The sequence below is a fragment of the Methyloversatilis universalis EHg5 genome, assembly GCF_000378945.1.
Lineage (GTDB): Bacteria > Pseudomonadota > Gammaproteobacteria > Burkholderiales > Rhodocyclaceae > Methyloversatilis > Methyloversatilis universalis_A.
This window is the reverse complement of the sequence record NZ_KB900539.1, coordinates 310,274-330,980: the sequence shown is the minus strand read 5'-3', so window position 1 is coordinate 330,980 and position 20,707 is coordinate 310,274. Positions and strand designations below refer to the sequence as shown.

Annotated in this window: 23 protein-coding genes; 2 read left to right on the top strand and 21 right to left on the bottom strand. The window is 67.1% G+C overall.

Annotated elements, in window-relative coordinates; genetic code table 11:
• The first annotated feature begins 7 nt into the window (after positions 1 to 7).
• Both METUNV2_RS0101480 and METUNV2_RS0101475 read left to right on the top strand, forming a co-directional pair.
• Positions 8 to 1,021 (top strand): CDP-6-deoxy-delta-3,4-glucoseen reductase, encoded by a 1,014-nt coding sequence (locus tag METUNV2_RS0101480; protein WP_018227746.1) that lies wholly within the window; start codon positions 8 to 10, stop codon positions 1,019 to 1,021.
• A gap of 8 nt (positions 1,022 to 1,029) precedes the next feature.
• Positions 1,030 to 2,172: an EAL and HDOD domain-containing protein gene (locus tag METUNV2_RS0101475; RefSeq protein WP_018227745.1), complete on the top strand. Its 1,143-nt coding sequence runs from the start codon at positions 1,030 to 1,032 to the stop codon at positions 2,170 to 2,172.
• A gap of 31 nt (positions 2,173 to 2,203) precedes the next feature.
• Here the strand turns inward: METUNV2_RS0101475 and ruvA are convergent, their stop codons facing one another.
• The 21 genes from ruvA to METUNV2_RS0101370 form a co-directional block, all read right to left on the bottom strand.
• Complete coding sequence (gene ruvA, locus METUNV2_RS0101470; RefSeq protein ID WP_018227744.1) at positions 2,204 to 2,779, bottom strand: Holliday junction branch migration protein RuvA; 576 nt, start codon at positions 2,777 to 2,779, stop codon at positions 2,204 to 2,206.
• Positions 2,780 to 2,913: 134 nt separating this feature from the next.
• On the bottom strand, positions 2,914 to 3,450 hold the full coding sequence (gene ruvC / locus METUNV2_RS0101465; protein WP_018227743.1) for a crossover junction endodeoxyribonuclease RuvC: 537 nt from the start codon (positions 3,448 to 3,450) through the stop codon (positions 2,914 to 2,916).
• A gap of 5 nt (positions 3,451 to 3,455) precedes the next feature.
• Entirely contained in the window at positions 3,456 to 5,204 is a 1,749-nt protein-coding gene (gene ptsP / locus METUNV2_RS0101460) for a phosphoenolpyruvate--protein phosphotransferase (protein ID WP_018227742.1), read from the bottom strand.
• Position 5,205: 1 nt separating this feature from the next.
• The gene (locus METUNV2_RS0101455) at positions 5,206 to 5,475 is read right to left on the bottom strand and encodes an HPr family phosphocarrier protein (RefSeq protein ID WP_018227741.1); all 270 of its coding nucleotides are present in this window, start codon (positions 5,473 to 5,475) and stop codon (positions 5,206 to 5,208) included.
• Positions 5,462 to 5,869 carry a PTS sugar transporter subunit IIA gene (locus tag METUNV2_RS0101450; RefSeq protein WP_018227740.1) on the bottom strand — a complete coding sequence of 136 codons (408 nt, stop codon included), beginning with the start codon at positions 5,867 to 5,869 and terminating at the stop codon, positions 5,462 to 5,464. Before METUNV2_RS0101450 ends, METUNV2_RS0101455 begins: the two co-directional genes overlap by 14 nt.
• A 55-nt stretch (positions 5,870 to 5,924) precedes the next feature.
• Positions 5,925 to 6,740, bottom strand: a complete 816-nt coding sequence (locus METUNV2_RS0101445; protein ID WP_018227739.1) for a symmetrical bis(5'-nucleosyl)-tetraphosphatase — start codon at positions 6,738 to 6,740, stop codon at positions 5,925 to 5,927.
• Positions 6,737 to 8,623, bottom strand: coding sequence for a polysaccharide biosynthesis protein (locus METUNV2_RS0101440; protein WP_018227738.1), 1,887 nt, complete (start codon positions 8,621 to 8,623; stop codon positions 6,737 to 6,739). The genes METUNV2_RS0101445 and METUNV2_RS0101440 overlap by 4 nt, the downstream gene beginning before the upstream one ends.
• Positions 8,620 to 9,588 (bottom strand): MraY family glycosyltransferase, encoded by a 969-nt coding sequence (locus tag METUNV2_RS0101435; protein ID WP_018227737.1) that lies wholly within the window; start codon positions 9,586 to 9,588, stop codon positions 8,620 to 8,622. The genes METUNV2_RS0101440 and METUNV2_RS0101435 overlap by 4 nt, the downstream gene beginning before the upstream one ends.
• Positions 9,585 to 10,535, bottom strand: coding sequence for an NAD-dependent epimerase/dehydratase family protein (locus METUNV2_RS0101430; RefSeq protein ID WP_018227736.1), 951 nt, complete (start codon positions 10,533 to 10,535; stop codon positions 9,585 to 9,587). Before METUNV2_RS0101430 ends, METUNV2_RS0101435 begins: the two co-directional genes overlap by 4 nt.
• Entirely contained in the window at positions 10,535 to 11,293 is a 759-nt protein-coding gene (locus METUNV2_RS0101425; protein ID WP_018227735.1) for a glycosyltransferase family 2 protein, read from the bottom strand. Before METUNV2_RS0101425 ends, METUNV2_RS0101430 begins: the two co-directional genes overlap by 1 nt.
• Before the next feature lie 42 nt (positions 11,294 to 11,335).
• Positions 11,336 to 12,016 carry a CatB-related O-acetyltransferase gene (locus METUNV2_RS0101420; RefSeq protein ID WP_018227734.1) on the bottom strand — a complete coding sequence of 227 codons (681 nt, stop codon included), beginning with the start codon at positions 12,014 to 12,016 and terminating at the stop codon, positions 11,336 to 11,338.
• Entirely contained in the window at positions 12,013 to 12,993 is a 981-nt protein-coding gene (locus tag METUNV2_RS18790; RefSeq protein WP_018227733.1) for a glycosyltransferase, read from the bottom strand. Before METUNV2_RS18790 ends, METUNV2_RS0101420 begins: the two co-directional genes overlap by 4 nt.
• Entirely contained in the window at positions 12,963 to 14,834 is a 1,872-nt protein-coding gene (gene asnB / locus METUNV2_RS0101410) for an asparagine synthase (glutamine-hydrolyzing) (protein ID WP_026187779.1), read from the bottom strand. Before asnB ends, METUNV2_RS18790 begins: the two co-directional genes overlap by 31 nt.
• Positions 14,834 to 15,883, bottom strand: coding sequence for a glycosyltransferase family 2 protein (locus tag METUNV2_RS0101405; RefSeq protein ID WP_018227731.1), 1,050 nt, complete (start codon positions 15,881 to 15,883; stop codon positions 14,834 to 14,836). Before METUNV2_RS0101405 ends, asnB begins: the two co-directional genes overlap by 1 nt.
• Before the next feature lie 36 nt (positions 15,884 to 15,919).
• The gene (locus METUNV2_RS0101400) at positions 15,920 to 16,621 is read right to left on the bottom strand and encodes a CDP-alcohol phosphatidyltransferase family protein (RefSeq protein ID WP_018227730.1); all 702 of its coding nucleotides are present in this window, start codon (positions 16,619 to 16,621) and stop codon (positions 15,920 to 15,922) included.
• 12 nt (positions 16,622 to 16,633) lie between these two features.
• The gene (locus METUNV2_RS0101395) at positions 16,634 to 17,395 is read right to left on the bottom strand and encodes a phosphocholine cytidylyltransferase family protein (RefSeq protein ID WP_018227729.1); all 762 of its coding nucleotides are present in this window, start codon (positions 17,393 to 17,395) and stop codon (positions 16,634 to 16,636) included.
• Between the two features lie 2 nt (positions 17,396 to 17,397).
• Entirely contained in the window at positions 17,398 to 18,015 is a 618-nt protein-coding gene (locus METUNV2_RS0101390) for a gamma-glutamyl-gamma-aminobutyrate hydrolase (RefSeq protein ID WP_018227728.1), read from the bottom strand.
• A complete protein-coding gene (locus METUNV2_RS0101385; RefSeq protein WP_018227727.1) occupies positions 18,012 to 18,800 on the bottom strand; it encodes a class I SAM-dependent methyltransferase in 789 nt (262 codons plus the stop codon). The genes METUNV2_RS0101390 and METUNV2_RS0101385 overlap by 4 nt, the downstream gene beginning before the upstream one ends.
• A 43-nt stretch (positions 18,801 to 18,843) precedes the next feature.
• Positions 18,844 to 19,569, bottom strand: a complete 726-nt coding sequence (locus METUNV2_RS0101380; protein WP_018227726.1) for a formyltransferase family protein — start codon at positions 19,567 to 19,569, stop codon at positions 18,844 to 18,846.
• Complete coding sequence (locus tag METUNV2_RS0101375) at positions 19,559 to 20,194, bottom strand: hypothetical protein (protein ID WP_018227725.1); 636 nt, start codon at positions 20,192 to 20,194, stop codon at positions 19,559 to 19,561. The genes METUNV2_RS0101380 and METUNV2_RS0101375 overlap by 11 nt, the downstream gene beginning before the upstream one ends.
• Positions 20,191 to 20,706, bottom strand: a complete 516-nt coding sequence (locus tag METUNV2_RS0101370) for an adenylyl-sulfate kinase (RefSeq protein ID WP_018227724.1) — start codon at positions 20,704 to 20,706, stop codon at positions 20,191 to 20,193. Before METUNV2_RS0101370 ends, METUNV2_RS0101375 begins: the two co-directional genes overlap by 4 nt.
• Position 20,707: the final 1 nt, after the last annotated feature.

Genomic DNA, 20,707 nt, shown 5'->3' with positions numbered 1-20,707 from the left:
CGCAGCCATGTCCTATCAGGTCACCCTCCAGCCCAGCCAGCACTGTTTCACCACCGATGCCGAAACCCGCCTGCTCGACGCCGCGCTCACTGCCGGCTTCAACCTGCCCTATGGCTGCCGCAACGGCGCCTGTGGCTCGTGCAAGGGCAAGGTCCTGTCCGGCACGGTCGATTACGGCCAGCATCAGGCCGCCAAGCTGACCGATGCCGAAAAGACCCAGGGCTACGCGCTGTTCTGCGTGGCCACCGCGCGCTCCGACCTGGTGCTCGAATGCCGCGAGGTCGGCGGCCTGAAGGACATCGCGGTGCGCACGCTGCCGACCCGGGTACAGGAAATCCAGAAGCTCGCGCCCGACGTGATGCTGCTCAAGCTCAAGCTGCCGGCCAACGAGCGCCTGCAGTTCCTGGCCGGCCAGTACATCGATTTCCTGCTGAAGGAAGGCAAGCGCCGCAGTTTCTCGATCGCCAATGCGCCGCACGACGACGAATTCATCACGCTGCACATCCGCGAAGTGCCGGGCGGCCATTTCACCGGCCACGTGTTCAACAGCATGAAGGAGCGCGACATCCTGCGCTTCGAAGGCCCGCACGGCAGCTTCTTCCTGCGCGAGGACGTGGCGCGCCCGGTGGTGATGGTGGCTGGCGGCACCGGCTTCGCGCCGATGAAGGCGGTGATCGAGCACGCGATCAAGGTGGGTTACACGCAGCCGATCACGCTGTACTGGGGCGCGCGCACGAAGCAGGACCTGTACATGAACGAACTGGCCGAAAGCTGGACCGCCGCCCTGCCCGGCTTCCGCTACGTGCCGGTGCTGTCCGAGCCCGCCGCCGGCGACGCCTGGACCGGCCGCACCGGCCTGGTCCATCAGGTGGTGATGGCCGATCTGCCCGACCTGTCCGGGCACCAGGTGTATGCCTGCGGTGGCCCGGCCATGATCGACGCGGCCAAGGACGACTTCACCCGCCAGTGCGCGCTGCCGATAGAGCACTTTCACGCCGATTCATTCACCTATTCGACCTGATCCACCTCATGAGCCCGAACGTCTTCCTCACCCGCGAACCGGTCGTCAACAAACAGCGTGCGATCACCGCCACCCGCATGCGGGTGCACGCCCCGGACTGCGCCACCGCGGTCCGCGCACTGGAAGCGCTGGGCGAGGACTGGCCGCTGGCCCGCCCGGTGTTCGTCGGGCTGGCCGGCTGCACGCCGGACGCCACGCTGGCCGACTGGATTGCACCGGAAGGCGCCATGCTGGAAGTGAACGCGCCGTCGCTGGCCGACCCCGTGACCGCAGCGGCGGTGGGCCAGCTGGCCCAGGCCGGGCTGCCGCTGGTGCTGTCCGACTACAAGGCCGGTATCGGCCTGCCGGCCGGGCTGAATTTCCGCTTCGTGATGGCGGATGCCCGGGTGCAGCCCTCCACCATCCAGGTGGCGGGCATTCCGCTGGCCACCGGCATCGAGGACGTGACCGGTTTCGACGCCGCAGTGAAGGCCGGCTACGGCGGCGCCACCGGCTGGTTCTTCAAGGCCGGCCTGCAGGCCGCGGCCGGCAAGAAGCTGGCGCCCGGGCATGCGCAGATCGTGCGCGTGCTGAATCTGGTGCGCCACAATGCCGACGTGCAGAAGATCGAAACCGCACTCAAGCAGGACGTGGCGCTGTCCTTCAAGCTGCTGCGCTACATCAACTCGGCCGGTTTCGGTCTGATGTGCGAAGTGCAGTCCTTCCGCCACGCGGTGGTCATCCTCGGCTATGAAAAGCTGAACAAGTGGCTGTCGCTGCTGCTGGTGACCGCGGCCAAGGATCCGTCGGCCCCGGCGCTGATGCAGGCGGCGATCGCACGCGGCCGGCTGATGGAAGTGCTGGGCGCCGAATTCTTCCCGCGCGAGGAACACGACAATCTGTTCATCGCCGGCGCTTTCTCGCTGCTGGACCGCCTGCTGGGCGCACCGATGGAAGCGGTGCTGGAAGAAATGACGCTGCCGGAGCGCATCAGCGACGCGCTGCTGGGCCGCGACGGCGCCTACACGCCCTTCCTCAAACTGGCGCGCGCCTGCGAGGAGCCCACTGCCCACGCACTGGCCGAACTGACCCATTCGCTGGGCCTGCAGCCGGATGCGGTCAATCGTGCCCAGCTCAGCGCACTGAAGTTCGCGGACTCGCTGGAGTTCTGAGCGGGGCGCGGCCCCGCCGCTGCCCCCCGTTTCAGGCCTTGGACAGCGCCTTCAGCGCCAGCCGGATGCCGTCTGACACGCCCACGCCTTCCGGCAGGGTCTTCAGCGCAGCCTGCGCCTCACGATCGCTGTAGCCGAGCGCGACCAGCGCGTTCAGGATGTCGGCACCGGCATCCGGCGTGACCGCAGCCGCCAGCGACACCGTGGGCATCAGCTTGTCGCGCAGTTCCAGCAGCAGGCGTTCGGCGGTCTTCTTGCCGATGCCCGGAATCTTGGTCAGGCGGCCGGCTTCCTGCGCCGCCACCACGCGCGCCAGTTCATCGACCGACATGCCGGACAGCACCGCCAGCGCCATGCGCGGCCCGATGCCGCTGATCTTCACCAGCTGGCGGAAAGCCGCCAGCTCGGCTGGCGCGCCGAAACCGAACAGGAAGTGACCGTCCTCGCGCACCACGAAATGGGTGTGCAGCGTCACTCGTTCGCCGGTGGCCGGCAGGTTGTAGAAGGTGCTCATCGGCACATCGACTTCATAGCCCACGCCCTGTACATCGAGCAGGATGCGCGGCGGATTCTTTTCCAGCAGGGTGCCGGTGAGGCGACCGATCATGAGGACTCCTGGGTGGAAGGATGGGGTGCCGGGTCAGGGTGCCGTGGGAGCGGCGCCACCGCCGCGATTCTGGCCGTGAGCAGAAGAAAGCGCCTTGCACGGGCCGCGTCGCGGCAGGGGCGCCGCTCCCGGAATCAGGCCGGACGACGCGCGATGATACGCCCGCCGCGACGGCGTGCCCCCGGCCCGCCGATGGCGCCCATGCCGCGGGCGGCGTGCGCATGGCAGATGGCGCAGGCCAGCGCATCGGCGGCGTCGGCACCGGGGGCTGCGGCCAGCGCGAGCAGGCGGGCCACCATGTACTGCACCTGATCCTTGTTCGCCTTGCCGTGGCCGACCACCGCCTGTTTCACCTGCAGCGCGGTGTATTCGGCCACCGGCAGGCCGGTGGCGGTCAGTGCCGACAGCGCGGCACCGCGCGCCTGGCCCAGCAGCAGCGTCGATTGCGGATTCACGTTCACGAACACGATTTCGACCGCCGCATGCGTCGGCTGCCAGGTATCGACCACTTCGCGTATGCCGGAAAACAGCGTGGCGATGCGCGACGGCAGCGGCTCGCGCTCGTTCGAGGTGATGCGGCCGCTGGCAACGTAGCGCAGCTGTGCGCCCTCGGCTTCGAGCACGCCGAAGCCGGTGATGCGCAGGCCGGGGTCTATGCCCAGGATGCGCATGCGGCTCACTGCACCGGCGTGCTGCCGGCGTTGATGCGCTCAAGCTGCTCGCGGATGCGGATCGGATCGTCAGAGCGCAAGAGCTTGATCACGCGCGGCGCCACATCGCCGCAGTCGCAGCGCAGCACCTCGCGCTTCACCTCCAGCAACTGCGACGGATGCATCGAGAACTGACGCAGTCCCATGCCCAGCAGCAGGCGGGCGAACTGCGGTTCGCCGGCCATTTCACCGCACACCGCAACCGGCATGCCCACCCGCTTGGCCTGGGCGATCACCTGCTGCACCAGTCGCAGCACCGCCGGATGCAGCGGGTCGTACAGATGGGCCACTGCCTCGTCGGCACGGTCGATCGCCAGCGTGTACTGGATCAGGTCGTTGGTACCGATGGACAGGAAGCTGAAGTGGTTCATCAGCGTGCCGAGCGCCATCGCCGCCGCCGGAATCTCGACCATGGCGCCGACCTCGACCCGGTCGTCGAACTTGCGGTTGGCTTCGCGCAACTGCTGCTTGGCGAGCGCGATCATCGCGAGCGCGGATTCGATCTCGTGCTGGAACGCCACCATGGGCAACAGGATGCGCACCTTGCCGTAGTGGGCGGCGCGCAGGATGGCGCGCAGCTGGGTGACGAACATGCGCGGCTCGGCCAGGCAGTAGCGGATGGCGCGCAGGCCCAGCGCCGGATTGGCTTCGCTGCGCTCGGCGCCGCGCAGGGCCTTGTCGGCGCCGATGTCCAGCGTGCGCAGCGTGACCGGCTTGCCCTTCATCGCCTGCACCACGCTGCGATAGGCCTCGAACTGTTCGTCCTCGTCCGGCAGCGCGTCGCGGTTCAGGAACATGAATTCGGTGCGGAACAGGCCGATGCCGTCGGCCTCGACCTCCTTCACCTGCTCGACGTCCTGCGGCAGTTCAATGTTGGCGAACAGCTGCACCTGTTCGCCGTCCAGCGTGGTGGCGACCGCCGACGTGAGGTGCTTGAGCTTGGAGCGCTCGATCTCGATCTCGCGCGCGCGCAGCCGGTACTCGTCGAGGATGCGCTCGTCCGGATTGATGATGAGCGCGCCGCGCAGACCGTCGACGATGAGCAGGTCGTCGTCCTGGATCAGCGTGCGCGCGTGGTGCATGCCGACCAGCGCCGGAATGGCGAGGCTGCGCGCGACGATGGCGGTGTGCGAGGTGGCGCCGCCGAGATCGGTCACGAAGGCGGCGATGCGCTGCGCCTTGAACTGGATCGTGTCGGCCGGCGACAGGTCGTGCGCCACCACGATGCTGTCGGTGTCGCGCCGGCGGGTGCTCATGCGGTTGCGCTTGCCGGCCAGCGCCTTGATCACGCGCTCGACCACCTGCACCACGTCGGCGCTGCGGCTGCGCAGATAGGCGTCGTCGATCTGTTCGAACTGTTCGACCAGGCGGTCCATCTGGCGCTTGATCGCCCATTCGGCGTTGCAGCGGCGGCTGCGCACGTATTCGCAGGCTTCGTCGAACAGCGTCGGATCGTCGAGGATCATGCTGTGCAGGTCGACGAAGGCCAGCAGTTCGCCTCGCGCCTCGGTGCTGTCGTTCAGCAGCCCGCTGCGCAGGTCGGCCAGTTCGGCGCGCACCGCGTCGAAGGCGGTGCCCAGCCGGGTGACTTCGTCCTCGACCTTGCGTGCGGTCACCGTGTAGTGGGCCACTTCCAGCGTCGCGTGCGACACCAGATAGGCGTGACCGATGGCGATGCCACCTGACACCGCCAGGCCATGCAGCGTGAAGGTCACTTCACTCGCCCTCGCCGAACTTGTCCTCTATCAGTGCCACCAGGGCACTCATGGCCTGATCGGCATCGGCGCCTTCGGTTTCGATCACGATGGTCGTCCCCTTGGCGGCAGCCAGCATCATGACGCCCATGATGCTCTTGGCGTTGATGCGCCGGCCATTGCGCTCCAGCCACACCTCGCAGCCGTGGCGGCTGGCGACCTGGGTGAGCTTGGCCGAGGCCCGCGCATGCAGGCCGAGCTTGTTGGTGATTTCGATCTCACGTCTTGGCATCGCGCCCCACCTTCATCGCCATCACTCCATCGCGGCCACCGCTGACCGCCTTATTGACCAGACCGTGCAGATCCTCGCGCTCACGGTAGGTGAGCGTACGCAGCAGCATCGGCAGATTGACGCCGGCGACTGCCTCCACCCGGTCCGGCTCGCACAGCTTGAGCGCGAGGTTGGCCGGCGTGGCACCGAAAATATCGGTCAGCAGCAGCACGCCTTCGCCGCTGTCGACCACCGACATGAGGCGGCGCGCCATCGGCAGCAGATCGAGCGGATCGTCCTGCCCGGACACGCCGAGCTGCGCGATCTGGGGCGGCCGCGTGTTGAGCACGTGGCAGGCGCACTGGATCAGCGACTCGCCGTAACTGCTGTGGGTTATCAGGAACAGCCCGATCATGGTGGGAAGTCTCCGTGTCGAGGCTGCATTCTATGCGGAGCGGCGCCGTGTGCGGCTACATCCGCGCACAGCGCTCGCAGTCCACCTGCACCGCGGCGCCGTCCTCCAGCCGCACTGCGGTGAGCTGACCGCCCCACAGACAGCCGGAATCGAGCGCGATCAGGTTGGGGGCGGTGCGGTAACCCAGGGCCGACCAGTGGCCGCACACCAGCGTGTGGGTGCGCCAGCGCGCGCCTTCGATGGCGTACCAGGGCAGATGACCGACCGGCGGTTCGTCCGGCTCGCCCTTGCTGTGGAAATCCATGTGCCCGCCCGGCGTGCAGAAGCGCATGCGGGTCATCGCATTGACGATGACGCGGAGGCGGTCCCAGCCGGCCAGCGTATCGCTCCAGGCCGCCGGCTCGCTGCCCCACATGCGGGCCATGAACTCGACATGATCCGGGCCGCGCAGCGCCTGTTCGACCTCGCGTGCCAGGCCGAGCGCCTGCGGCACGTCCCAGTGCGGCAGCAGGCCGGCATGCACCATCGCATGCGGCCCGTCGACATGCATCATCGGCCGGTGACGCAGCCAGTCCACCAGTTCGTCGCGGTCCGGTGCGTCCAGAACATGGTGAAAGGTATCGAGCCGGTGCAGCTTGCCGTGGCCGGCCGCGATCATCAGCAGCGACAGATCGTGATTGCCCAGCACGGTGACCGCCGCATCGCCCAGGTCACGCACGAAACGCAGCGTTTCCAGCGACTTCGGACCGCGGTTGATCAGATCGCCGACGAACCACAGCCGGTCGCGCCGCCGGTCGAAGCCGCAGCGTTCGAGCAGGGTTTCGAGCGGGTCGAAACAGCCCTGCAGATCGCCGATGGCCCAGGTGCTCATGCGCCGCTCACGCGTTCGCCCGAGGCGGGCGCGGTCGGCAGCGGCGCCGGGCCGTCGTTCTGCGGCGCGTACTCGGGCACCCACTGCGCCAGTTCGCCGCGCAGTGCCGGCGGATCGGCCGGCAGCCCGGTACCGAGCCAGCGCTCCAGCCGTGCCAGCCAGAGTTCGTCATCGACCGAGCGCGCCCGCGCGATACGCACTTTGGGGTGGTGCGTCGGCCGCGTGGTTTCGTCGCTGGCCAGCAGTTCCTCGTACAGCTTTTCGCCCGGCCGCAGTCCGGTGAATTCGATCTTGATGTCGGCTTCGGACATGCCGGACAGCCGGATCATGTCGCGCGCCAGATCGGCGATGCGCACCGGCTCGCCCATGTCGAGCACGAATATTTCGCCGCCCTCGCCCATCAGCGCCGCCTGCAGCACCAGCTGAGCCGCCTCGGGAATCGACATGAAGTAGCGGATGATGTCCGGATGGGTGACGGTGACCGGGCCGCCGCGGGCGATCTGCTCCTGGAACAGCGGAATGACGCTGCCGGAAGATCCGAGCACATTGCCGAAACGCACGCAGACGAAACGCGTGCCCCCCGCGCCCTGCATGGCCTGGCACACCATTTCGGCCAGCCGCTTGCTCGCGCCCATCACATTGGTCGGATTGACCGCCTTGTCGGTGGACACCATGACGAAGCGCTCGACGCCGGCCGCCACCGCCGCGCGCGCGATCACCAGCGTGCCCAGCGTGTTGTTGCGCAGCGCCTCGGCGGCGTTGTCGCTCTCCATCAGCGGTACGTGCTTGTAGGCCGCCGCATGGAACACCACCTGCGGCTGGGCCTGCTGCAGCACCGCGCGCATCCGTGCCGCGTCCTTCACGTCACCGACCAGGCAGCGCAGCACCAGCCCCGGGTGCAGCGACTGAAGTTTCTGCTCGATGCGGTAAAGCGCGAATTCCGACGATTCGAACAGCACCAGCACCGCCGGCTTCAGGCGGGCGATCTGCACGCACAGTTCGCTGCCGATCGAGCCGCCCGCGCCACTGACCAGCACGGTACGCCCGGCGATCAGATGCTGCAGCCCGTTGTTGTCCAGCTGCACCGGTTCGCGCCCGAGCAGATCCTCGATCTCGACCTTGCGCAGCGCCTCGATGGACACCTTGCCGGACATGACGTCCTCGATGCCGGGCACGGTAAACACCTCGGCACCGGCCGCGGCCGCCAGATCGGTGGCGGCACGGATGCTGGCGCGGGCCGCCGACGGCATGGCCAGAATGACGTGTCGCGCCTTCTCCGCCTGCAGCACCTCGGGCAGGCTGGACACCGGCCCATAGACCGTATGCCCCGCCAGTTCGCGCCCCCACTTGAGCGAGTCGTCATCGACCAGACCGACCACACGCCAGTCCGGGCTGCGTTCGAGTTCCTTCACCAGGATGGCGCCGCCGCGGCCGGCGCCGACCACCACCACCGGTTTGCCCTGGGCGATCAGGCCGCCGTAGAGACGGTGTTCCTTCCACATCCGGTAAGCCACCCGGCCACCGCCCATCACGATGAGCAGCAGCAGCGGATAGAGCACCAGCAGTGAACGCGGAATGAGCAGCGGCCCCGGCCGGTACAGCAGCATCATCAGCCCCAGCACCAGGGTCGATGCCATGACCGCCTTCAGCACGCGACGCAGGTCAGGCAGGCTGGCGAACACCCACATGCCCAGATAGAGGCCCGCCCAGCGGCAGATGATGGCGTGCATCGGCAGCAGGATGGCGCCACCGCTGAGCATGAGGTCGGTGTACTGGTGCGGCCAGACGAAGTTGAAGCGCAGCAGGTAGCCGCCGACCCAGGCGATCACCATCGCCAGCAGGTCGAATGCGTACGCCATCAGCGAACGGATGTTGCGATTCATCGAGTGTCCTGAGTGTCGTTCCAGGCGCGCCAGCGGCGGTCTATCCAGAGCCCGGCGGCAAACAGAGCCGCAGCCGGCAGCGCCAGAATCCAGGCTGCGCCCGCCGCGCGGGCGACCAGTGCGCAGGCCGCGCACAGGGCCATCAGCGCATAGGAAAACCATGCGGTACGCGCATGTCCAAAACCGGAGCGTACCAGCCGCTGGTAGAAATGTTCGCGATGGGCCTGCCAGAAGCGCTCACCGCGCAGCATGCGGCGCGCCAGCGTGACACTGGCATCGACGATGAAGGGCGCGAACACCACCGGCACGAACCAGGGTGCCCAGGCGCCACGCAGCGCGCCTTCCAGCCCCAGTGCGGCAGCCATGAAACCGAGCGGGATGGAACCCGCGTCGCCCATGAACACCCGGGCCGGGTGCAGATTGAACCGCAGGAAACCCGCCGCGCCACCCGCCAGCGCCGCCGCCACCACCGCCAGATCAGCCTGGCCGGCGGACAGTGCGGCCAGCGCACAGGCGCCAAAACCGGACAGCGCCATGCCGCCGGCCAGCCCGTCAGAACCGTCCATGAAGTTGTACAGATTGGTCATCCATACCGTCAGCACCGCCACCGGCAGCGCCAGCAGCCAGGGCAGGCCGGCCAGTGCGACCAGCGCCGCGGCCGCGACGAAGTGAATGGCGAAACGCAGACCGGTGGACAGGCCGTGGCGGTCGTCAGCAAAGGACACCAGTACCAGCACGGCTGCCGGCGCCGCCCACAGCGGTGCTACCCCTGCGGTCAGCAGCGCGAGCACAGTGCCAGCCACGATCCCCCAGCCCCCGACGCGCGGCGTCACCCGTGTATGCAGCGACCGGTGGTTGGGCTCGTCGGTAGCCATGCGCCAGGCCCAGCCGGTACGCAGCAGCAGCCAGAGCACAGCGGCCGCCCCGCCTGCCGACACGGCTGCCGCCAGCAGCGCCCCGTTCATGACCCGGCCTCCACCACCGCACGACGCAGCGCCTCATGCGCTGGCAGCGGCGGTGTCCAGCCGAGCACCCGGCGCGCCTTGCCGATATCGACTTCGAGATTCCCGCACAGCCGCTCGGCGTCGGTCGAGCGGCCGACCAGCGCGGCAGCGGCGCGCAGCAGCGCAACCGGTACCGGAAGCAGGCAGGCGCGCCGGCCCTGGGCCTGCGCGACGATGCGCAGCAGATCCGGCGTGGAAAGACTTTCGCCGTCACCGGCCAGAAACACCTGTCCGGCTGCAGCTTCGCTGTGCAGGCAGGTCACGATCAGATCGACCAGATTGTCGATGGCGACCAAGGTGCGCCGGTTATGCACCGCGCCCAGCGGCAACGGCACGCCACGCGCCATCCAGCACACCAGACGCGCGAAATTGCCGGGGGCCGCCGGCCCATAGACCAGCGGCGGGCGGAGCACGACCCACTGCATGCCGGCTTGTGCAGCGACTTCACGCAGCACCTGTTCGGCCTCGAACTTGGAGCGGGCATACGGCCCCTGCGGCGCCGGCGCATCGCTTTCAGTGAACGGATGATCGGCACGCGGACCATTCACGCCGATCGAACTGATGAATACGAAACGGCGCACGCCAGCGGCGGCGGCCTGCTCCGCAAGGCGTCGGGTGCCCTCGACATTGGCCACGCGAAAGGCCGAGCCTGCCGTTTCGTCGCCGGTCGCCTCGACATGAACGTGGGCCGCGGTGTGCACCACCGCATCGGCACCGGCCAGCAGCGCGGACCAGTCCGCATCCGGTCCCAGTGCCGGGCCACGCAGCGCATCCGGCCCGCCCTTGCCCGGCGTGCGCACGACCGCACGCACCGGCACCCCGTCCGCGCGCAGACGACGCACCAGTGCGCCGCCGACGAAACCGCTGGCACCGGTCACCACGACCGGGCTGCCCGACAGGCCCGCCATCAGTCCGGACGCGCCACGAACTGGCGACCGCGCGACAGCACCTTGGACAGTGCGAAGCGCGGCAGCGAGAACGGCAGGCCGTGCGATTTCAGCGCGTCGGCAATCTCGCGGTTCTGCCGCCAGATGTTGCCCAGGCTGCGGTTGGTGGTGCCGCCCATGCGCATCTTCACCAGCAGCTTGGGCAGATAGCGAGCACGCACGCGGGCCACTTCGAGGAAGCGCGACATGATTTCAACGTCGGCCGCGATGCGGTAGCGCAGGTCGAACAGCCCGTGCCGCGCATACACCTCGCGACGCGCGAAGAAGGTCGGATGCGGCGGGCACCAGCCGCGCAGGAACAGCCCGGGACGGAAATCGCTGGACTGCCAGTAGCGCACGATGCGCGAGGTGTCGTCCTGCCGCACGTAGCAGAGATCGCCGTAGCACACCTCGATGCCCGGATCCTCGAACACGCCGGCCACCGAGGACAGCACGTCAGACGACGGATAGAAGTCGTCCGCGTTGATGAAGCCGACGATGTCGCCGGTCGCCCGACGGATGCCCTTGTTCATCGCGTCATAGATGCCCTTGTCGGGTTCTGACACGAACACCTTTACATGGCCGCCCTCGCGCTCGACCAGCGCCTGGGTGCCATCGGTCGAACCACCATCGATCACGATGTGCTCGACATCCGGATGGTCCTGGGCGGCCACCGACGCAAGGGTGTCGCCCAGCGTGGCGACCGAGTTGTAACAGACGGTGATGATGGAAATCTTCATGTATCTATCGACGGCTTGCGAGCCTGAGACGTGCGGCTGCGATCACGATGAATGGCGGCGGTCGAACTCGACCAATTGCTGCACGGCCTGATCGCCGGGCTGCCGGAACAGCGGGGCCGCGGCGCGAATCTTTTCCAGCGGCCACGACCACCAGGCAAGTTCGAGCAGCGCCCGGATGGACGCGTCCGGATAGCGGAAACGGATCACCCGTGCGGGCACGCCGCCGACCACCGCGTAGGGCGCGACATCGCGGGTGACCACGGCGCCGGCGGCGACGATCGCGCCGTCCCCGATGGTCACACCGTCGAGCACCATCACGCCCGCGCCTATCCACACGTCGTTGCCTATCGTGACATCGGCCACTTCGTCGAAATGCAGCGCATCGACGAAGGAAAAGCCGGCCTGCGCCCGGGGCGAAAAGAAGGCGGGATGGGTGGACAGCCAGTGCGTCGGATGGCGGCTCAGGCCGCCGATCCGGGTGCGAGCCCCGATGCTGCAGAAAGCGCCGATCCGGCAGTTCTGCACGCGCGCGCCGCCGATGTAGCTGGCCCGACCGACGCGCGCACTGAAAGCCAGTGTACCCGGCGTCAGCTGGTTGTAGCCCTCGAAGGTGGAGCGATCGTCCGCATAGCTGAACACGGATGCATGGAAGCCGGGCAGGCGGCGGGCCAGCGCCCGCCGGCGCACCAGCACCCAGCGCAGCAGATCGAGTACCCGGCTCATGACCGCACCGTCTGCCGGGCAGGGTCGGGCCACCCGACAAGACGCCGCAGCGGCGCAAGCTTCCGGTAGGCGAAATTCACGTAGCGGAGCCACTGCACCCGTCGGTAGTAACGGGCGAGCGTCGCCTTCGCGGCAGGGGACTCGACCGGTTCCGCCACCTCGACCTTGAGCCGCCCGCCCTGCAGCTGGACCGCATAGGGATCGAAACGCCACTCGGCGCAATGCACGCCGCTGCCGTCGATGCCGATATTGCTCACCAGCGACCGGACCGGGTAGAGGGACATGCGGTCGGCGAGCAGAGAGGCCGCATACCAGCGGATGAACCACGAATCGTTGCGGCCGGCGATCTGGTCCTTGAGCATGCGGGTGTAGTCGTGAGGCCCGTTGGCATCGAACGCGCCCAGCAGCTGCCGCGCCTCGAGTGCCTGCAGAAGCGCCGCCCCGTCAGACCGGAACAGGGACCAGCGGTCCTTCCAGGTGGCCCAGCCCCAGCTGTGCGGTGCGCGCAGAAACAGGGTGTCGGCCGGGGTATCGAACATCACCGGATACATGTAGCCGCATACGCTCAACACCCGCGGGTCATCGGCATAGGCAGCGAGCGCGTCGTTCATGAAGGACAGGAAACCGGGCGCGGTGGCCAGATCGTCTTCCAGCACGATGGCCCGGCCGAAGCGTTCGGTCAGATCGCTGACGCCCTCGATGATGGACCGGGCCAGACCCATGTTCGCGCTGCGCTCGACCACGGTCACCTGCGCAAATCCGGTCACGGTGCGGACGTAGGCACGCACCTGCTCCACGAGCGGCGCAGCGGCAGGCGTGCGCGGGGCATCGGAAAAGATGAACAGCGGAGACGCCGCGGCCCCTTCGTTCGCGGCCAGCGCCTCGACGGTACGGCGCGTATGTTCCGGACGGTTGTAGACGAAGAGCGCGATCGGAGCGCGGGTATTTACTGTTGAGATAGGCAGCGGCGCATCCATAGTTCGGTACTCACCAGTCGATACACGTGATTGCCGCTGCCCTTGCGGCCCGAGGCGTGCCGGTCGATCAGGCGTGCAAGTGCCGCGCGGTCGCAGTATCTGCGTATGCAGGCGTCAGGCGCCAGCAGCAGATCGCGCACGAAGCGCCCGTTGTCTTCCGCCATCCACCGCTCCACCGGCGTGGGATAGCCCTGCTTGTCTTTTCGGGCCGAAATTTCCGGCTGCCCCGCCTGCAGCAAGTAGCGTCTGAGCAGCCATTTTGTACGCCCATCCGCAATCTTGAACGTCTCATTGCGGGCGAACAGCCATTCGACCAGACGGTAATCCATGAACGGCAGACGGGATTCGACGCCATGCGCCATGCTGACCGCGTCACCGTACTGCAGCAGCGCCGGAAGGATATTTCTCGAATGGTCCTGGAGCAACCGTGCGGTCAGCAGATCGTGGCCCGCCGCCCGGCTGCCTGCCGGATGCGCTGCAGCGGCCTGGCCCTGCATGGACGCGCGGAAGGCCGGATCGAGCGCTGACGCCGCGCCGGCCAGCCCGCGATTTGCCGTGATCAGCACCGGGAAGAGCTCGCGCAGCAGCCACTTGAACAGCACGGGCGCCGAAAAGGTCTGCGCTGAGGTCCTGACGGTGCGGACCAGCGCGCCAAGGTCGGCGAACCCGCGCATGTCGCGCAGATGCTGCAGCACCGAAAGCGCCGCGTACTGCGGGTAGCCGCCCAGCGCCTCATCCGCCCCCTGACCTTCGAGCAGCACGTACACGCCCTGCTGGCGTGCGGTTTTCATCAGGTGCCACAGCGGATAGACCGCCGGAGAATAGCCCGGACTGTCCATGTGCCACGCGATGTCCAGCAGCGTGTCCAGCCAGGACTGCTTCGGCGCTTCGACCTCCAGCGGCACGCTTCCGTAGGGACGGGCGGCAGCGGCGGCCCATCGCGCCTCGCCTCGCTCGTTTCCGCCATAGACCGACGTGAAGCACTGCAGGCCTTGCGGAGACAGACGCTGTGCCGATGCAAGGATGGCGGTGGAATCGAGCCCGCCGGACAGCGTGAGGCCCACCTTGACATCGCTGCGGGTGCGCAGCCGGACCGCATCGTCCAGCAGGCACGCAAACTCGCGGGCAGCGTCCTCCGGATCCTGCACGACGGACGCCGGGGCAGGGTAATCCCAGTAGCGGCGGATCTTCGGTGCGCCGGCATCCGGACCGAACTCGGCGTAGCAGCCCGCGGGCAGCGCTTTCACCGCTTCATAAAAAGTGTCTTCACCGGCGTGCAGTTCGCCTGCCGACAGAAACCGGAAGACGGTCGCATCGTCGGCTCGCCGCAGTTCGGGCGACAGTTCCAGCAGGGCCTTCGGTTCGGACGCGAACGCCAGCCCCTCACGGGTGAGTGCGTAATGGAAGGGCTTCACGCCGAAGCGGTCCCGCGCCATGAACAGGGTGCGGGTCGCCGGCTGCCAGATCGCGAACGCCCACATCCCGTTCAGCCGGTTGAGCGCCTGCGCACCCCAGGCCCGGAAAGCGTGGAGGAGCACCTCGGTGTCGGTGGCGGTGCGGAACACGTGCCCAAGCGCCGCCAGCTCGGCACGCAACTCGAGGTAGTTGTAGATCTCGCCGTTGAAGGTGATCACGTTGCCGAGCGCGGGATCCTCCATGGGCTGACGCCCTGCGCTGCTCAGATCGATGATGGACAGCCGGCGATGCCCGAGCAGGATGCCGTCCGCGGCATAGATGTCGCCATCATCAGGGCCGCGATGCCGCAAGGTGTCGAGCGCCCTGGCGAAACGCGCCCGCCCGTCCGTTGATTGCGTGGTGACCCACCCGAGAATGCCGCACATCAGCTCGACCCCGCACCCTGGGCAGCGGAACGCGTGCTCAACCTTGATTGCATGCCGGACCTGAATCGACGGAGCACCCGGCGCGCCTTGATCAGAACGACCGCAAGCTTCCCGAGCGGCGCCGGCATGTGCAGCATCAGTCTGAGCGTCAGGTTCACATACGGCACGCGGCTGGCCGCCTGCTTCATGCCCTCCAGCAGAGGGGCATCCACGCTGAGCCGGCAGGCACTCAGCATGATGAGCACGTACACGAGCTGGTCGTAGATTTTCCGGTACTGCGTCCGGATGAACGCAGGCCCCAGCCAGTCGCAACGCCGCTCGACACGGTCCAGCATGATGTAGTTTCCGAAAACGATGCGAGCATAGGACAAAGGCTTGAATTGCCAGCCATTGACCGGCGTCAGTCCGACCACGTAGTTCCCGTCCAGGTGGCACCAGCGGATCGCGCGCGAGGACTCGACGAAGGCCCCCACCTGACAGAAGTACGTGCCGAAATAGTGACTGATGTCCACGCCCTCCCAGAGCGCCCTCTTCATCACGAACAGCGGAAGAAAGGTGGGCAGCCAGCCGCCGGTTCGGGCCAGAAAGCTGTCTATCCCGACGCCGAACTCATGCTGATCGCCGGCTACCGGCCGGATGGACGCACCGTCGCTCTTGGCCTCTTCAACCCGCGTGTAGTTCAGGTGCAGGAAATCGAGTTCCGGACGCGCCAGGATCATCGCCGCAATCGCATCCAGCCCCTCGTGAAACAGGCGGTCGTCCTGACCGGTCAGCCACACGAAGCGCCCACGCGCGCGCGCCACGCAAGCGGCGAAATTGCGGTCCATGCCGAGATTGTTCTCGTTGCGAAAGCACCGGAGACGGTGATCGGACTGACTGACCCGAACGACGAAATCCCAGGTCTCGTCGGTCGAGCAGTCGTCCGACACCACGATCTCGAAATCGCTGCGCGATGAGCTCAACAGCTCGGTGATCAGCGCCTCGATGTACGGGTGACCGTTGTAGGTCGGAATGCAGACGGATATCAGTGGAGAAGTGCTGTCGGACATCGTTGAACCGGAAACATGCAGAGCGCCGCGGATCGCCTATTTGGGCAAGCCGAGCATGATGTGGATGCAGCGCGCAGCGCGAAGCGCGGAGAGCATCAGAAAATAGCTCAGTCCGAGAATCGCCCCACTCTCACCGAGCGGCAGAAGAAAGAAAACCAGCAAGGTGTGCCCATTGATGGTCAGCAGCGCGGCATTGAGGGACTGTACGAACGATACCGTAGGAGGTGATGCCGCAATTCTGGTGTCAGGCTGCGCCGCAGCCGAGTCGCTCCGGCGCTGACGCGCAACGCTCAGATCATGGTTGATCACCATGTAGAACATGAAGAAGAAAATGGCCGATGCCGACAGCACCCAGATCTGGGTCGATTCATAACGGCACCCACAACCCAGGATCACGAGGAATATCTTGCCCAGGTCACTGGAGTGATCGTAGCGGAAAGCTGTCTTCCGAATCTCTCCGGTCATGCGTGCGACCGTGCCGTCGCAGAAATCCAGCAGAACTGCTCCAGCCCAGAAGAGATAGAACCAGGCATCCAGCTGTAAGGTCAGTGCGTACGCAGCAAGCGCCGCAGATAGGAGGGACAGCGTCGTGATCTGATTCGGACTCAGGCGCAATGCCCTGAGAACACGCGCAAAAGGGTATGCGAACCGGTACATGGCCAGCAGCAGCAGGTTGGCGCCTACCGCCGTACGGTTGGCGTACCGATCAGAGAAAAACTTCGCAAGCGCCGCCTTCACCCGGATATCACCTCACAAACCGGCCGCAATGCATGCAAGACGCTCGCACGTGACCGGCGACTGCAGATCGCTCACGGTATCGACCTCAACCCAGCCGCCCTGCATCTTGACCGCCGACAGGGCATTGCCCTCATCGATCATGAGCTGCAGCAGATCGGTCATGTAGGCCTTCTCCGGCGATTTGCCGCGCAGCGCGCCGGCGGCACGGGCGCGATGGAAGGTGTCACGCAGGATGTCGAGGCCACGCGGCGAGAACTTCATCAGCCCCATGTACTGGCCCTGGATCTGTTCCAGCGACACCGGCTTCTGGCCGATCTCGATGATGCGGCCGGCTGCGTCCATGCGCAGGGTTTCGGCATCGTCCAGCGGGTTCTCGTTGCGCGCCCGCCAGTACTGCTCCCAGTCCAGATCGATGGTCACCGCGATGTCGGCGGTCGACGCCAGCAGCGCACGCAGGACGTCGCGCGAATAGACGATGTCGCCATAGGCCAGCACCAGATCGCCCTGCAGCGCCGACTCGGCACTGAACAGCGTCCACACCATATTGGTTTCCGCATAGCGCGGATTCAGCTCGAGCCCCAGACCCGGGCGTTTCAGCATGTCGCTGCGATAGCCGCCGATCAGCGTGATGTCGGCCACCCCCTCGCTGCGCAGCACCGCGAGCTGGCGGTCGAGCAGGCTCACGCCCTCGACCTCGACCAGGCATTTCGGGCGATCCAGCGTGTAGGGACGCAGCCGGGTACCTTCACCGGCAGCCAGTATCAGAGCCTTCATTCTCATTCTCCAGTCAGCAGTTGTCGGGCACGCGCCAGTTCGGTGTCTCCGAACGGTGCCTCGCGCTCCGGATGCCACATCCAGCCTTCCCAGCGCAGGGTGCGGTGACGCATCGCCTCGATGCTTCCGTCCGGTGCGGTGGCCAGCACTGCGTAGTCCCGGGGGCAGGCAGCGACACCCCAGTTGTGGAAGCTGTTCACCTCGGTCGGCAGCGCACCGGATGCCGCCAGATCGCCGAGAAGTGCGTGGCGCGTACCGGCGTGACCGGTCAGCGGCACCAGCGCGCCACCGGCGTGATGCGCCATCATCTGCATGCCACGGCAGATGCCGAGCACCGGCAGTCCGGCCAGCTCCGCGTGCCGCAGCAAGGCGGTTTCGGTGCGGTCACGTTCCGGGCTGTCGCCGATGTCGTTGCCGCCGGACAGCAGCAGGGCCGTCGGTCGCATCGCATCAAGCCAGTGCGGCAGATCATCTCCGAGCGTGTTCGGCACCGGCACCGCCAGCGCACCCAGCGCGGCGACCCAGCCGGTGAGCCGCTGGTCCAGCGCATCGCGGTTTTCCGCGCGCGCCGTCAGGCGGTCGACCCGCTGGCTGATGGCGACGACCGGGCGGGCACTCATGGGCGGCGGGCGATCAGCACATAGATGTTGCAGAACTGGTCGGGCAGACAGCGCATCAGCGCGTTCTGCAGCAGCTGGCCCAGTCCGGACAGGCGATAACCCTCGGCACGCGCGCGGTTCTCGTCGAACACCTTGTGGGTGCGCGCGCGGAAGAAAGCGAACTTGTAGAGGATGGGCATGTTCTCGACCGGCGACACCGACTCGACCACGAAGCCCGCGCGCTCGAACAGTGCGGCGAACTCGCGGCGGGTCAGGTTCATCTTGTGAAAGGCGGTGCCCGCCGCCTTGCCGCTCCGGCGCGCACGCCGGTCGGCCAGCCCGTCGGTCAGACGGGTCTGGATGTTGTCGGCGCGGAAGGACGCGCACACCCGCCCGCCCGGTTCGAGCACGCGAAAGGTTTCCGCCACGGCGGCGTCCAGGCCGTGCTCCAGATTGTGGTAGAGCCCGTAGGCAAGCACGTAACGGAAGCGGCCGTCCGGGTACTGTAGCCGGGTGATGTCGCCGGTTTCGACCTTGAGCGTCGCATCGGCTTCACGCAACTTATCCACCGCGACATCGATGTAATCGATGCCGGTGATGTCGTAACCCCGCTCGTGGAAATAGCGCAGGATGCGCCCTGCCCCGCAGCCGGCCTCGAGAATGGCGCCGTCGCGGGACGGCACGGTCTGGAGCGCGTACTTCAGCGGGTACACGCCCTCGTTGGTCATCGCGCTGTCGGCCGGAATGTCGGCCCAGCGGGAGGCCCAGTAGTCCTTCACGCCGCGGCTTCGGTAGGTGATGCGCATCTGTGATCCAGGGTTCTGCGGAAATGTCCGTCCGGCGGCTTGCTCAACGTCCGCCAAGAATGGCGAGATGCTTGAGCACCGGATGAATGATGTAGTAGGTGTCGCCACCGGCATTGTCCGGCAGTTCGAAGGTCCAGTCGCCGTCGCGGCGCCAGGCTTCCAGCGTATCGATCAGTACCCTCGCGCGGGCGGCCGAATCATAGACGTGATCGATGCGGGTGCGCAGCGCCGGCGGGGCAAAGCGCCGGCGACGGATGACCGGGCCGCAGTCGATCTCGGCGGTCAGGAAAATCGCCGATGCACCGATGGCCCCTTCTGCCAGCAGACTGAAGTAGTTGGTGGTACTGCCCTTGAACTCGGGCAGATAGCCACCGTGCACATGCAGAAAGCGCTTGCCGGTGGCCAGCACCTCACCCCGCAGCAGCGCACCGCCATAGCCGGAATAGACCAGCACCTGCGGCGCGGACTGCGCGATCAGCGCCACCACCGCCGGATCGTTGATGTCGCGCGAACCGGACACCGCACAGGGCAGCCCGAGCCGCTCCAGCCATGGACGCAGCGGTGCGGCGGGATCGAAATCCGCTTCCGGCCAGGCCGCGTCGGCGACCGCATCGGAGGTGCCTGCAGCCGCCTGACCCGGCATGGTGGCCGGCGTGTCGGCGTCGAGCAGCAGCACCCAGGCGGGCATCAGTCTGCGCCGCTCCATCGCCGCCAGATAGGCGCGGGTGCGCGAGGTGTCTGCAGCGATCAGTCCGAATTCATGCGACATCGAGGGTCACTCCCTGTGCGGCGGCCAGCGCCGCAACGGCGTCGAGCTCGGCAGCCACCAGCAGCGCCAGAAGGCCCGGCGGGCAGGCCTGGCGCAGCACATCGGCATCGAGCGACAGCAGCAGATCGACCAGCTTGAGCAGCGTGCTCAGATACTGCAGCTGCCCGGACAGTGCATGTGCCAGCGCCAGACACAGCGCCAGTTCGGCATAGCGCGCCGGATCGCGCGCCTCGCCCTCGCCCTTGCGGAAACCCGGCGCATAAGCGGCATACAGCTTCTTGCTCACCTCGAAGCGCTGGATGACCCGCACCAGCCACGGCTGCGCCGCCGCAGGGTCGCCGCTGGCGAGCACGCCGAGCAGCGCAGCCAGCAGCGGCTGCAGCGGTGTCGGTTCAGCCGGCGAGAAGGTGTCCGGCCGCTGTGCCGATGCAAGCGCGCGCGCCGCGGCGGCAAGTGCGTCCTTCAGCCCACCCGGCGGCGGACCGTCCGTACCCTGCAGATGGCGTGCAAGCCGCTCCCGGCGGTCGTCGGCATAGGCGGCAAGAAAATCCTGCCCGCCATACGGCGCGTACATGTAGGCATGCGGCACATCCAGCCGGTTCTCGGCGGCATACGGATAGTTCACGCGCCGGCTCCGCAGATGCGGTCCGCGATGGCGGGCGCATGGGCCAGCAGCGCATCGAGCGACCCATTGTTGACGATGAGCAGATCCGGCGACGACGGCCGAGGAAATTCAAGATCGAGTCCGGCCACATCGCGGATCTCGCCGCGCGCATGGCGTGCGTACAGGCCCTTGGAATCGCGCTGGCGCAGCACCTCGATCGGCGTGTCGATGAACACCTCGTAGTACTGCCGCAGATGCGTGCGGCACCACTCGCGCGATTCCGGAAAGATGGACAGGATAGCGCACACCACGTCGATGCCCTGGGCATCGAGGAAGGCGCACAGGCGGCAGATGCGTTCAGCATTTCGACGGCGGCCGTCGAGATCGTGGCCGAGATCGTTGCCGAACAGTTCGCGCACCCGGTCACCATCGAGCAGCACCACCTGCCGTCCGCGCGCGCGGACGGTGCCCACCAGCGTTTCGGCCAGCGTGGTCTTGCCGGCGCCGGACAGTCCTATCAGCCAGACAACCATG